The sequence below is a fragment of the Actinospica durhamensis genome (assembly GCF_018139695.1).
Lineage (GTDB): Bacteria > Actinomycetota > Actinomycetes > Streptomycetales > Catenulisporaceae > Actinospica > Actinospica durhamensis.
Genome location: NZ_JAGSOG010000256.1, coordinates 1 through 12,479, shown reverse-complemented (window position 1 = coordinate 12,479; position 12,479 = coordinate 1). Strand labels below are relative to the sequence as shown.

The window sequence follows — 12,479 nt, the reverse complement described above, 5'->3', positions numbered from 1 at the left end:
CGCCCTGATCACAGCACTCGAAGAAACCACCCGGACGGAGCACGCCGACAAGCCCGTCAAGCAACTGCGCGCCGCATAGAATCAACCCAGACCGTCACCGAAGATCCACGAGACTCGGGACAACCTCGTGGGTCGATGGATCGTCTGGTGCTGGATTTCGGTGCTGACGGCCGGGTGGGTGTGTCGGTGCAGGTGGACGGCGCCCCGTTCGGCGAACGCACAGAGCCGATGGAGTGGAGCAATCCGCTCGACGGCAAGGCGTTGGAGGACGTGCGGTGGTATCTGGAGGACTACCTGCGCGCGCCGTTCGCCGTGTACGAGGAGCGCGGGCAGAGGATCCACGAGTCGCTCAAGCCGCTCGGCCAAGCACTGTTTGCGTCCGTATTCGGCCAGGGCGCCGCGCGCGAGGCGTACCTGGAGGCGCGGGCGCGAGGTGAGCTGGGCGAAGTGGTGGTACGCGCGGCAGATCCAGCGGTGCTGGGCTTGCCGTGGGAGCTGATGTGCGATCCAGCACTTACCTCTCCGATGGCACTGTCCGGTGTCGCGCTCACCCGGATGCTTCCCTCTCAGGCCCCGGGTTCTCGATTCCGGACCACAGACGAGCGTCTGCGTGTACTGATGGTCATCGCCCGTCCCGAGGGCGAGCAGGATGTCGGGTACCAGATGGTCGCCCGCCGGATCCTGCCCTTGTTGTCCGGCCTGCGCGGGTCCGTGGAACTCACCGTCCTGCGCCCGCCGACGCTGCGCCGGTTCGAGCAGGTCGTGGAAGCGGCCGCAGCGCAGGGCACACCGTTCCAGGTGGTGCACTTCGACGGCCACGGCGCGTTCACCGCCGCACCGAGCGCGAGCGGCGGCGGAACCCCCGATCCACTTCGGTTCGCGGCGACTCGGCGCGGGGTGTTGTCCTTCGAGGATGCGCAGGGAGGTGCGGAGTACGTCGCCGCCGAGACCGTCGGCCAGGTACTCGCTGCGGGCAAGGTGCCGCTGGTGGTGCTCAACGCCTGCCAGTCCGGTCAAGTGGGCGGGGAACTCGAAGCCGGGATCGCCACCCGGCTCCTGACCGGTGGGGCGGTGAGCGTGGTGGCCATGGCCTACAGCGTCTACGCCGTCGCCGCCGCGGAGTTCATGGCGATCTTCTACGAGCACCTTTTCGCCGGCGACACCGTCACCCGCGCCGTCGCCGCAGCCCGCCGCCACCTCGCGGTGGAGAACCGACGCCCAAGCGCGAAGGGAAGACTGGAGCTGGCGGACTGGGTCATTCCGGTCCACTACGCCCGCACCGACCTGTCCTTCCCCAGCCTGCGCAGCCAACCCGTGTCACCAGGCAACGCCCCGCTTGCCACGATCATGCAGCGTGTACGCGGCGGTGCGGCCACCGCCCTGCCCGCAGGCGGCGCCGCGCACGTAGAGCGCGACCTCGCCGCGTTCGGCGGGTTGTTCGTCGGACGTGACGGACCCCTCTACCGCCTGGACACCGCCGCGCGTCTGCAGCATGTAGTGGTGGTGCACGGGCCCGGGGGCACTGGGAAGACTGAGTTGGCCAAGGCATTCGCGCGCTGGTGGCGCGATACCGGCGGAGTCGGCTCGCCCGGCTGGATCGTGTGGTATTCCTTCGAACCGGGCGTCGCCTCCTTCGGCCTCGACGGCGCCGTCACCGCAGCCGGCCTACACCTGGCAGGCCCCGACTTCGCGCTCCTGGACGAAGAACAGCGCCGCGAAGCCCTCCTGCAGATCCTCGAAGAGCACCGAGTCCTGCTGATCTGGGACAACTTCGAATCAGCGGTCACCATGCCCGACTCCACCGGCGCCACACCCACCCTCGACCCAGCTGAACAGGCACAGATCACCGCGTTCCTCACCCGCGTCCGCGAACGCGGCACCGGCGCCATCGTAATCACCAGCCGCACCCCCGAGACCTGGCTCGGCCCGGCCACCCGACGCATCACGGTCGGCGGGTTGAGTAGAGCGGACGCCGCCGAGTACACCGACCTGCTCCTCGCCCCCTACCCCGCAGCACGCACCCGCCGCAAAGACAAGGCGTTCGGGGAACTGCTGACCTGGCTCGACGGCCACCCCCTGAGCATGCGCCTGACCCTCCCACAACTCGAACACACCAACCCGAGCACGCTACTCGGCACACTGCGCGGCCTCACCCCACCGTCGAATCCGACTACCGGCCTGGAACTGGCAGACCGGCACTCCTCGCTGGCCGGCTCCATCGCAGCCTCGATCCGCCATCTCACCCCCGAACAGCAAGACGCCCTGACCGTCCTCGCATTGCTGCATGGCGTCGCGGACGAGGACGTCCTCGCCTGGTTTTCCGAACACAGCGCTACGCCCGAGCAGTTCAGTGGGTTCAATGTCGAGAATTGGCGCGGCACGCTTGAGCGTGCGGCCGGGCTGGGGCTGCTTGATCCGATCGGCGCGGGCATGTACGAGATCCACCCCGCGCTGCCGGCCTACCTCGCTGCGCATTGGCAGAACCGATACCCCGGTACATACGAGCAACAGCGCGAGCAGTCCGCCGAGGCCCTGCTCGCCGCGCACGCAGTACTCGGCGGCTGGCTCAGCCAGCAACTACAGGGCACCGGCGTGGGCACGGCGATGGCGATCCTCGAATGGCAGCGCCGCAACCTCGGTGCCCAACTCGGCCACGCTCTCGACCACGCACAGTGGACCGAGGCCGCGGAAATCGCCGAACCCCTCGTCTGATACTGGGATCTGCGCGGCCTCAACGCCGAGTCACGTGGCTGGGTCGAGCGCGCCCGCACGCTTCTCGAGGACCCGGACGGCACTGCGCCCGAACTGGACTCCCCCGCTGGAGGCCTGTGGTTGTTCCTGGTCGGCGCAGAAGCCAGTCAGCGCACTCAAGCCGGGCTGCTCGACGTGGCCGAACGCACCTACCGCGCCATCCTCGCCGCCCAACTTCGCCAAGCCCCGCAACCGCAGAACCAAATAAATATCGCTGTCACCTACCACCAGCTCGGGCAGATTGCGCAAGCACGGCGCCAGCTTGATGAGGCCGAGGACTGGTACCGCAAATCCCTCACCATCAAGGAGGAACTCGGCAACCGCCCTGACGCCGCCACCACCTACCACCAACTCGGGACCGTCGCGCACGACCGCGGCCGACTCGACGAAGCCGAAGACTGGTACCGCAAATCCCTCACCATCTGCGAAGAACTAGGCAACCGCACCGGCGCCGCCTCCACCTACCACCAACTCGGGATGGTCGCGCAGGAGCGGGGCCGACTCGACGAAGCCGAAGACTGGTACCGCAAATCCCTCACCATCTGCGAAGAACTAGGCGACCGTCCCGGCACGGCCACCACCTACCACCAACTCGGGATAGTCGCACACGACCGCGGCAGACTCGACGAAGCCGAAGACTGGTACCACAAATCCCTCACCATCAAAGAGGAACTCGGCAACCACCCTGACGCAGCCACCACCTACCACCAACTCGGGATGCTCGCGCACGACCGCGGCCGACTTAACGAAGCCGAAGACTGGTACCGCAAATCCCTCACCACCAGCCAAGAACTAGGCAACCGCACCGACATTGCCTCCACCTACCACCAACTCGGGATGGTCGCACACGACCGCGGCAGACTCGACGAAGCCGAAGACTGGTACCACAAATCCCTCACCATCAAAGAGGAACTCGGCAACCACCCTGACGCAGCCACCACCTACCACCAACTCGGGATGGTCGCACACGACCGCGGCAGACTCGACGAAGCCGAAGACTGGTACCTCAAATCCCTTACCACCAGCGAAGAGTTCGACAACCGCCCCGGCACGGCCACCACCTCCCATCAACTCGGCATGGTCGCGCAACAGCGAGGCCGACTCGACGAAGCCGAAGACTGGTACCGCAAATCCCTCACCATCAAAGAGGAACTCGGCAACCACGCCGGCGCCACCTCCACCTACCACCAACTCGGGATGCTCGCGCACAACCGCGGCAGACTCGACGAAGCCGAAGACTGGTACCACAAATCCCTCACCACCAGCCAAGAACTAGGCAACCGCACCGCCACGGCCACCACCTCCCACCAACTCGGCATGGTCGCGCAACAGCGAGGCCGACTCGACGAAGCCGAAGACTGGTACCGTAAATCGCTCACCACCGGCGAAGAACTTGGCGATCGCCCCGGCACAGCCCTCACGCACGCTCAACTCGGGCGTCTCGCCGCTGAGCGCGGCGATACACGCCGAGCCCTCGCCGAAGCCGTGCGCTGTGTCTCCCTGTTCGATCAGATCCCGCACCCCTCCACCGGCACAGGGCCTACCGACCTACGCCACTGGACTACGGAACTCGGCACTGACGTCCTCGCCGAGGTCTGGCGCGAGGTCACCGGCAACCCGCTGCCCGACGCCGTGCGCATCTACGCCACCACGCCCGAGCAAGAAGACCAAGGAGACGACGATGTCTGACCCCGTCCTCACCGCCAGCCGCGCCACTGCCGAGCGTCTCGCACCCACTTACGGGCCGCAGCTACACGCCGACGTCGAGGCCGCCCTCTACTCTCGCGCCAACAGCAAGCACGAGGGCGAACCCATCCAGTACACCGACCCGATAGCCCTCGCCGCGCTCATCCTGCAAGCAGCCGAATTCGCCTGGAACTACTGCCGCGAACACCGCACCACCCACGACAAACCCCTCCAGGCCGACACCCTCACCCGCCGAGTCAGCACCCACATCAGCGAGACCCGCACCCTCGACGACGGCACCCGGCGCGTCATCGAGATCACTGTCGAAGAAACCCTCAAAGCCCTACCACCCACGGAATAGGGCTGCTGGCCGCTCGCCAGCCGCCAACGCAGCCCACGCATGGGCACCGGCCGAGCGGCCCGAGGCAGGGCCAATGAGCCGGCGGCGGAGGAACGCCAAAGGCCGCACCACCCATAAAGGGCGATACAACCTTAGCGGTACAAACTGGTGGAACTTGCGATGACCTACTCAAACCCTCTGCCCCTGTTCACGTGAAGCCCGTGACGGATCGCCTACACGTCCCGTAGCCGGGGGGCGAAGGCGATGACCGCGATCGCTGCGAGGGCCCAGGCCGTGTAGGAGATCCACGCCCCGGTGATCGACGGGTGTCCGCCGACGATGTTGTTCGGGCTGCCGACAGTGGTCAGCAGCAGCCAAGCGTTCTCGGGCAGAACGTTGGCGACGTGAGTGAAGATGTGCGTACCCAGGATGTCATCGACCGATGAGATGCCGACTGGCATGACCCAGAAGCTGACCAGCAGCGCGAAAATCGTGACCGCGGTGTGTCGGACGAGCATGCCGATGGCGAGGCCGATCAGGCCCACCAACGGGAACATGATCACGGTCGCGACGAACACGCGCGGCATGCCGGGCGTAGTCCAGCCGTACAGGGTAATCCGGTTTGAGTACTCGGTGAGGGTGATCTGCCAGCATCCGGCCGTGACGATGGCGCCCACGACGGTGAGGGCGCCGGCGACGACGGCAGCCTTGGCGAGCATCACGCGCCCGCGTCTGGGCACTGCGATGAGCGTGGTGCGGATGAGCCCGCTCGCGTACTCGGAGACGATGGTCTGGGCGCCGACCGTGCTGATCACGATCATCACGGCGTAGAACCCCGGCGGGAAGAAGGCGTCGTGCGCGGGCTCGATGCCTTGCCGCATCCAGCCGCCGACTCCAGGCCAGCCGGCGGCGCTCTGCTTCGCGGAGCCATAGGAGAGAAAGAATGCCGCCCCGATCGCCCCGGCCAGCACCACGAAGGTCGAGCGAAGCGACCGGAATTTGAGCCACTCCGCCGCCACCAGATCCCGCCACCGTGGCGCCGTCGCCTGCGCGCGGCTGCCTTCTACGGCCGCCTCGTTCGGCGACATGGTGCTGCTGCTCATCATGCCCCTCCGATATCGGCTGTCCGGAACTGGACGCTGCCTGCTGTCATGTCCATGAACGCCTCCTCCAACGACCCGCCGCGCGCAGTGACCTCATACACGCGGACCCGATGACCGAATGCCAGTTCATTGATCCGCACGGCGCTGAAGCCGGTCACGGTCAGCGCCTCCGCGCCATCCACCACGACGTCGGCCGCGGGTTCCGCTTCACGTAGAACCGCAGCCAACGCGGCCGGGTCGGGGGCGCGGACGATCACCCGAGCCGTAGTGGCCCTGGCTGCGAACTCGGCCAGCGGCTCGTCCGCGATCAACCTGCCACCGCCGATCACGACCAGGTGATCCGCGGTGTTCTCCATCTCGCTCATGATGTGGCTGGACACGAGCACGGTCCGGCCTTCCGCGGCCAGCCCCCGGAACAGTTCGCGCGCCCACCGGATGCCTTCCGGATCCAGGCCGTTGATCGGCTCGTCGAATATCAGCACCGGTGGGTCACCCAACACCGCTCCGGCGATACCGAGCCGCTGCCGCATGCCCAGCGAGAACCCGCCGATCCGCCGCCCGGCCACCTCGGCCAGGCCGACCTGTTCAAGTACCTCGCGCACCCGCCGCCGCGGCAGCCCGTTACTGCGCGCCAGGCCCGCCAGATGTGTCTGCGCGGTACGGCCCTTGTGCAGATCACCCGCGTCCAGCAAGGCCCCGACATGCCGCAGTCCGGTGCCGTACTGCTGAAACGGCAGACCGCCGATGGTGGCGGCGCCGCCGGTGGGCCTGGCCAGGCCGAGGACCATGCGTAGCGTCGTGCTCTTGCCTGAGCCGTTGGGCCCCAGGAACCCGGTGACCTGCCCGGGCCGCACGGTGAAAGTGAGCTGGTCCACAGCGAGGACCTTGCGATACCGCTTCGTGAGCTGGTCGATTTCGATCACGTCTCAAGGCTCCCGGGAACCGGGTGGCGGCGCGTCCGGCCGTCGGCCGATCTGACGCCGTCGCTCTTGACCCGGCGGGCGTACGCTTCCAGGCGGACGCGCGAGCTCCCCAGCCCCGGTTACGATCCACAGGTGGAGCAAGCATTTCCGCGTCCCCCGCTGCTCAAGCAGATTCCTCGGTATGTTTGGAACGTCCTGCTGTGGGGTGCGGCCGGGCTGTACGCGACAGCCATCTGTCTCGGGCGGGTCTTCCTTCAGGTGCCGAACGGCCATCCTGTGAGCCGCGATCTGTCCCCGAGCCTATGGGTCGCGCTGTCCTTGCTCCTTGCAGCGCCCGTCGGCGCGGCCCTGCGCCGGCCGGTGTCGGCCTTCTGCCTCCTGCTGGTCGAATCCGCCGCGGCCGTCGTCTTCACGTCGCATACCCCCTGGGAATGGCTGCTGGTCCTGGCTGCCATGGACGCGCTGCTGCTCTATCTCGCGGCGGTCCGGCCCCGCAGGATCAGCATCCTGGCTGCCACTCTCGCACTGGCCGCGCAGGTCGCCGAGATCCAATGCTCGAACATCCAAGGCAAGCCGCCGTTCCAGATCTCCGCCGTACCACTGGCCTCGGTTATTTTGGCCGCGTGGTCGATCGGCAACTCCGTCAGGCAGCACGGTGCCTACGCCGAAGCGCTCCGCATCCAGGCCGCCGCTCAGGCGGTAACAGCCGAACGCCTCCGGATCGCCCGCGAACTGCACGACCAGGTGGCACACGACATCGGTGTCATAGCGATCCAAGCCGGGGCCGCCGGATTGATCCTCGACACCCGGCCCGAGCACGCACGCACCGCGCTGTCCGTTATCGAGGTCACCAGCAGGGAAACCCTGGCCGGATTGCGCCGGATGCTGGTCTCGCTGCGCCGGGCCGAGGCCGACGAGTACTCCACCACCGAGCCCGCGGTGGGGCTTGAGGCCCTGCCTCGGCTGGCCGACCGGTCCGCTGCGGCAGGGGTCGAGGTGCAAGTGGCCTGGAACGGCGCGCGCCGCCCGTTGCCGCCCGAGGTCGACCTCGCCGCGTTCCGCATCATCCAGGAAGCGGTGACCAACGTCGTGCGCCATTCCACCGCCCGGCAATGTCTGGTGCACGTCGAGTTCCGACCGGCCGAACTGGTCATCGACGTCCTCGACGAGGGCCGCGGCGAACCTCGCGATACCCCGGCCCGGACCGCGGCGGGTTTCGGCATTGCCGGGATGCGCGAGCGCGTCGCCCTACTCGGCGGCCTGTTCAGCGCCGGGCCGCGGCCGGAGGGAGGCTTCCAGGTGACCGCTAGGCTGCCCGCATGACCGCCCGGATTCTACTTGTCGATGACCAGCCGCTGGTGCGCGCCGGGCTGACCATGGCACTCGCCGACCTTCCCGACCTGGCGGTAGTCGGCGAGGCCGGCAGCGGCGTCGAGGCGATACGACTGGCGAGCGAACTGCGCCCGGATGTGGTCGTGATGGACATCCGCATGCCCGGCACAGACGGTATCGAGGCCACCCGCGCGATCGCCGCCGCCACCCTCGACGTACGGGTATTGATCCTGACCACCTTCGACGACGAAGACAACGTCTACGCCGCGCTGCGCGCCGGGGCCAGCGGATTCCTCGTCAAAGACATGGCCCTGACCGACATCATCGCCGCGATCCGTGTGGTTGCGGCCGGAGACGCGCTGCTCGCTCCCTCCGTCACCCGTCGGCTGATCCGCGCATTCGCCACCCATGGACACTCGGCCGCACCAGAGCGCGACCCCGGCCGAGACCGACGGCTGGCGGACGTCACGGAGCGGGAACGCGAGGTGCTGACCCTGGTCGCGCGCGGCATGTCCAACGGCGAGATCGCCGCGCACCTGTTCATCAGCCCCGCAACAGCCAAGACACACGTCGCCCACCTGCTCACCAAGCTCGGCGCCCGCGACCGCATCCACCTGGTCATCACGGCCTACGAGACCGGGCTGGTATCTCCGGCCTAGTCACCACGGCACTCGTCACGGAGTCGACTGAAGACGACGAAGCCGCATTGTCCTGCAGGACAATCTCGACGACGGCACCCGGCGCGTCATCGAGATCACCGTAGAAGAGACCCTCAAAGCCCTACCACCCACGGATTGAGGCCGCCGACGCGGCCCAACCAAGACACAAATCAGGCGCAGGGCGGGTGGGTGGGTAACGGACCAGCGGCCCACGCACGAACACCGGACCGAGCGGCGCAAGGCAGCGCGAACGAGCTGGCCGCGGAGGAACGACGAAGGCCGCATCACCCACAACGGGGCAATGCGGCCTTATCAATACAAACCAGTGGAGATGGCGATGGCCTACTCACACCATGGTCTGGGGTCGAAGGTCGATCTCATCGTCTGCGGCTAGGTGTAGAACATAGGGCAGTTGAGTCGGATCACATGCTCGGCAGCTCCTATAACGCCTTCGGCAGCGGCGGAGACGCATCCGGCCACCGTGAACCGGCCACTGCATCCGCACAGCGTCGCCTCTACCACCTGGAAGTCCTACACCGCGAGGTCGAGGACTACCGCCACGGCGTCAATCGCAAGCTCGATCGCGGCGATGCGACCACGCCCGCGCACCGGGATAAAATCGTCTGATGGGCACGAACCCGATTGGCGCCGACAAGGACGCGGCCGAGCAGCTGGCGGCCGAAGCGGTGTACGCCCTGCACGGGTCCGACGAAGCCGGCTATGAGCACTGCTTGCGACTCCTGACGGCGCGGCCGAATGCGTCGGGCTGGGAACACCTCGTCGACCAGACCATCACGGCCCGGCTGCAACGCGACGTCACGGAACTGTGGCGGCGCGGATGGCAGCCCGCCGACGTCGTCCGCATGGCGAACCGACGTTTCGGGGCCGTGCACGCACGGCTGGCCACGGACACTATCGCGGCCGAGATGCGTGCCTACACCACGGCGACCGTCGACGAGCGGTGGCTGGAACAGCTCTCGGCGTTGAACGCGCAGGTCTGGTGGCAGGACCGGGGAAACTACCTGCAGGAGTGGCGCGACCGGGAGGGCCTCGATCGGGAGGCCGGCATCGCGTGCGTTCTGGAAGTGCTCTCGATGTTCGCCGTCCTTCCGAGGCTCGAGCAGCTCGGCCCGCTTCCCGGTACTGCCCGGCGGCGGCCCTCGGGCGCGGATGCCCGCGCCGATGGCCGTGGGTCACCGTCCAACGAAACTGTCAACCAGCGCATACTCAGCAGAGTCCGCGCGCTCCTGTCCAAAGCCGAGTCCACCGACTACCCCGCCGAGGCCGAGACGTTCACCGCCGGCGCGCAGGCGATGATGGCCCGCCACAGCATCGACGCCGCCATGCTCTGGGCAGAGTCCGGCAACGCCCCCGACGCCCCCCGAGGCCGTCGCCTCGGCATCGACGCCCCGTACGAGACCGCGAAGGCGATGCTGGTGACCGTGGTCGCACAAGCGAACCGCTGCCAGGCGGTGTGGAACAAGGAACTGGGCTTCTCCACGATCATCGGCTTCCCCGCCGACCTCGACGCGGTAGAACTGCTTCACACGTCTCTCCTCGTCCAAGCCATGACCGCGCTGGTGAAAGCCGGCACGCGGGCCCACGGCGACGGCCAGTCGAAGACCCGAGTCTTCCGCTCGGCATTCCTCACGTCCTACGCCCAGCGCATCGGCGAACGGCTGTCCGCCGCGGCGGACGAGGCGGTGCATCAAGCCTCTGCCGAGCCCGGGCACGCAGGCCTGCTACCCGTCCTCGCAGCCCGCGACCAGGCGATCGAGCAAGCCGTGGATGAGATGTTCGGCAAGACGAAGAAGCACCGGGTCGCCGCCCGGTACGACATGGAGGGGTGGATGTCCGGCCGCGCTGCCGCTGATGTGGCCAGACTCCAGGAGAACAGGCGGATTCCCGGATCTCGCTGAGCACCGCTCCGGGGCCCCGGAGCGGCACCGCGGTTCCGACATCCAGGCTTCAAGCCGCGAAACCGCTGCGTACCCATGACAAATAGCTCGTTCCGGATGGATTCGGAACGAGCTATCTTGTCATGAATTGTGGAGGTGCCGGGAATCGAACCCGGGTCCATCGGCGGCTCTGCAGGGCTTCTACGGGCGTAGTCCCGTTCGATTTTCTCGGCTCCGGTGATCCCCGGGACGGGTCACCGACAAGCCCAGCCACGTAAGTTTCCCTCATTCGCCCGTAGCCTGCTCATGAGGTTGAGCCCCCTAGCGATGCCGCGTCCAGGTCGGGGGCGATCCTGGGGCGACAAAGAGCGTTGTGCACACTCTCACTCTGAACTAGTTAATAGATCAGGCAGCGAGGGTGAGCGAGCTCTTGGCCATCTGCTTCGAGTTGGCATTTGTTTTTTTGCCGTGTTATTGGTTTACGAGATCATCACGGCTTCCTCGGCCCGCTTCCCCTGCGTCAACGTCCAATGTCGAAACCGTTCACCCCCGGGCGGTGGAACCGCACACGGGACGGCCGACGCGTGAGCGTCAGCAGAAAAGCGACGTGTGCAGTTCTCAAACAACGGTCGACGTCTGGGGGACGCGACTTGTCCAGGATAGCTGGTGGCGGGTGCGCGGAGCCAGTTGTTTGCTTGTGGCGAACGCTCGGGTCGCTGGGGCTCGTGCTTGCGGCGGCCGACGCGGCTGTGTCGGCCTCGGCGCCGTCGGGGCGGTGCGGGCTGCGGCGCGGGGCGTCAGCGCAGGTCGGGGACTAGGACGAGCTTGCCGCGGGTGCGGCCCTGCTTGGACAGCTGGAACGCCTCGGCGGCCTTCTCCAGCGGAAGTTCCTGCTGGACGTGGACCTCGAGTTCCTTCTCGTCGACGAGGCGGGCGAGTTCCTTCAGGCCCTTCGCGTCCGGCTGGGTGAAGACGAAGGTGCCGCCGACCTCGGTGACCTTGGGGTTCACCACCGAGACCATCCTCGTGGGGTCCTTCACCAGGGCGACGGACCGCTCGATGGCGTCGCCGCCGATGTAGTCGGCTACGGCGTCGATGCCGTCGGGGGCGAGTTCGCGCAGGCGGGCTTCGAGGCCGGGGCCGTACTCGACCGGCTCTGCGCCGAGTTCGCTGACGTATTCGTGGTTGCGGGGGGACGCGGTGCCGATGACTCGGGCGCCCTTGGCCTTCGCGATCTGGACCGCCACGGAGCCGACGCCGCCGGCCGCGGCGTGGATCAGGACGATCTCGCCTACGCCGACCCTCGCACCCGTCGAGGCGCCCACGCCCACCGCGGCGAGCGACTGCAGAGCGGTGAGGCCTGCCAGCGGCAGGCCGCCCGTCTGGGCCCAGCTGCCGTTCTGCGGGCGCAGCGCGAGGTACTTCTCCGGGACCACGACGAATTCGGCGTACGTGCCCTGCTGGACGACGGGCAGCCGGGCGTAGCTGAAGACCTCGTCGCCCGGCATGAACTCCTCCACGCCGCCTCCGCCGGCCTCCACGACCCCGGCCACGTCCCAGCCGGGGATCGCGGGCAGGCGCAGGTCGATGTGGCCTTCCAGCCTGCCCTCGACGACCTGCCAGTCGACCGGGTTGACGCCTACGGCCTTGACCCGGACCAGCAGTTCGCCGGGGCCGGGCTTGGGGTTGTCGTGGTCCGGATCCAGGGTGAGTACCGATTCGTCCCCATACGTGGCATACGTGATGGCTCTCATGCTCACAGTCAACCGCTTGGGGGCGGGCGGGGC

10 protein-coding genes and 1 other RNA gene are annotated in these 12,479 nt (G+C 67.6%); 7 read left to right on the top strand and 4 right to left on the bottom strand.

The genetic code is table 11. From position 1 onward, the window contains the following. The first annotated feature begins 147 nt into the window (after positions 1-147). The 3 genes from KDL01_RS32785 (at position 148) to KDL01_RS32775 (ending at position 4,798) form a co-directional block, all read left to right on the top strand. A complete protein-coding gene (locus KDL01_RS32785; RefSeq protein WP_212532560.1) occupies positions 148-2,712 on the top strand; it encodes a CHAT domain-containing protein in 2,565 nt (854 codons plus the stop codon). 120 nt (positions 2,713-2,832) lie between these two features. Further along, positions 2,833-4,440 carry a tetratricopeptide repeat protein gene (locus tag KDL01_RS32780; RefSeq protein WP_212532559.1) on the top strand — a complete coding sequence of 536 codons (1,608 nt, stop codon included), beginning with the start codon at positions 2,833-2,835 and terminating at the stop codon, positions 4,438-4,440. Then, complete coding sequence (locus KDL01_RS32775) at positions 4,433-4,798, top strand: hypothetical protein (RefSeq protein ID WP_212532558.1); 366 nt, start codon at positions 4,433-4,435, stop codon at positions 4,796-4,798. Before KDL01_RS32780 ends, KDL01_RS32775 begins: the two co-directional genes overlap by 8 nt. Positions 4,799-5,010: 212 nt before the next feature. On the opposite strand, the gene KDL01_RS32770 is transcribed toward KDL01_RS32775, so the two are convergent. Beyond that, positions 5,011-5,880, bottom strand: coding sequence for a hypothetical protein (locus KDL01_RS32770; RefSeq protein WP_212532557.1), 870 nt, complete (start codon positions 5,878-5,880; stop codon positions 5,011-5,013). Beyond that, a complete protein-coding gene (locus tag KDL01_RS32765) occupies positions 5,880-6,803 on the bottom strand; it encodes an ABC transporter ATP-binding protein (protein ID WP_212532556.1) in 924 nt (307 codons plus the stop codon). The genes KDL01_RS32770 and KDL01_RS32765 overlap by 1 nt, the downstream gene beginning before the upstream one ends. Before the next feature lie 132 nt (positions 6,804-6,935). On the opposite strand from KDL01_RS32765, the gene KDL01_RS32760 reads away from it, so the two are divergent. The 4 genes from KDL01_RS32760 (at position 6,936) to KDL01_RS32745 (ending at position 10,713) form a co-directional block, all read left to right on the top strand. Then, the gene (locus tag KDL01_RS32760) at positions 6,936-8,126 is read left to right on the top strand and encodes a sensor histidine kinase (RefSeq protein ID WP_212532555.1); all 1,191 of its coding nucleotides are present in this window, start codon (positions 6,936-6,938) and stop codon (positions 8,124-8,126) included. Continuing rightward, a complete protein-coding gene (locus tag KDL01_RS32755; protein ID WP_212532554.1) occupies positions 8,123-8,794 on the top strand; it encodes a response regulator in 672 nt (223 codons plus the stop codon). The genes KDL01_RS32760 and KDL01_RS32755 overlap by 4 nt, the downstream gene beginning before the upstream one ends. 426 nt (positions 8,795-9,220) lie before the next feature. Then, positions 9,221-9,421, top strand: a complete 201-nt coding sequence (locus tag KDL01_RS32750) for a hypothetical protein (protein ID WP_212532553.1) — start codon at positions 9,221-9,223, stop codon at positions 9,419-9,421. After that, complete coding sequence (locus KDL01_RS32745; RefSeq protein WP_212532552.1) at positions 9,421-10,713, top strand: DUF2786 domain-containing protein; 1,293 nt, start codon at positions 9,421-9,423, stop codon at positions 10,711-10,713. The genes KDL01_RS32750 and KDL01_RS32745 overlap by 1 nt, the downstream gene beginning before the upstream one ends. Positions 10,714-10,840: 127 nt before the next feature. On the opposite strand, the gene ssrA is transcribed toward KDL01_RS32745, so the two are convergent. After that, positions 10,841-11,243: a transfer-messenger RNA gene (ssrA, locus tag KDL01_RS32740) on the bottom strand. A 246-nt stretch (positions 11,244-11,489) separates the two neighbouring features. Beyond that, positions 11,490-12,446: an NADP-dependent oxidoreductase gene (locus KDL01_RS32735; protein WP_212532551.1), complete on the bottom strand. Its 957-nt coding sequence runs from the start codon at positions 12,444-12,446 to the stop codon at positions 11,490-11,492. Positions 12,447-12,479: the final 33 nt, after the last annotated feature.

Excerpts from the sequence above, each read along its gene's own strand:
- KDL01_RS32775 (WP_212532558.1), top strand. The coding sequence starts at position 4,433 with ATGTCTGACCCCGTCCTCACCGCCAGCCGCGCCACTGCCGAGCGTCTC.
- KDL01_RS32770 (WP_212532557.1), bottom strand. The coding sequence starts at position 5,880 with ATGAGCAGCAGCACCATGTCGCCGAACGAGGCGGCCGTAGAAGGCAGC.
- KDL01_RS32755 (WP_212532554.1), top strand. The coding sequence starts at position 8,123 with ATGACCGCCCGGATTCTACTTGTCGATGACCAGCCGCTGGTGCGCGCC.
- KDL01_RS32750 (WP_212532553.1), top strand. The coding sequence starts at position 9,221 with ATGCTCGGCAGCTCCTATAACGCCTTCGGCAGCGGCGGAGACGCATCC.
- KDL01_RS32745 (WP_212532552.1), top strand. The coding sequence starts at position 9,421 with ATGGGCACGAACCCGATTGGCGCCGACAAGGACGCGGCCGAGCAGCTG.
- KDL01_RS32735 (WP_212532551.1), bottom strand. The coding sequence starts at position 12,446 with ATGAGAGCCATCACGTATGCCACGTATGGGGACGAATCGGTACTCACC.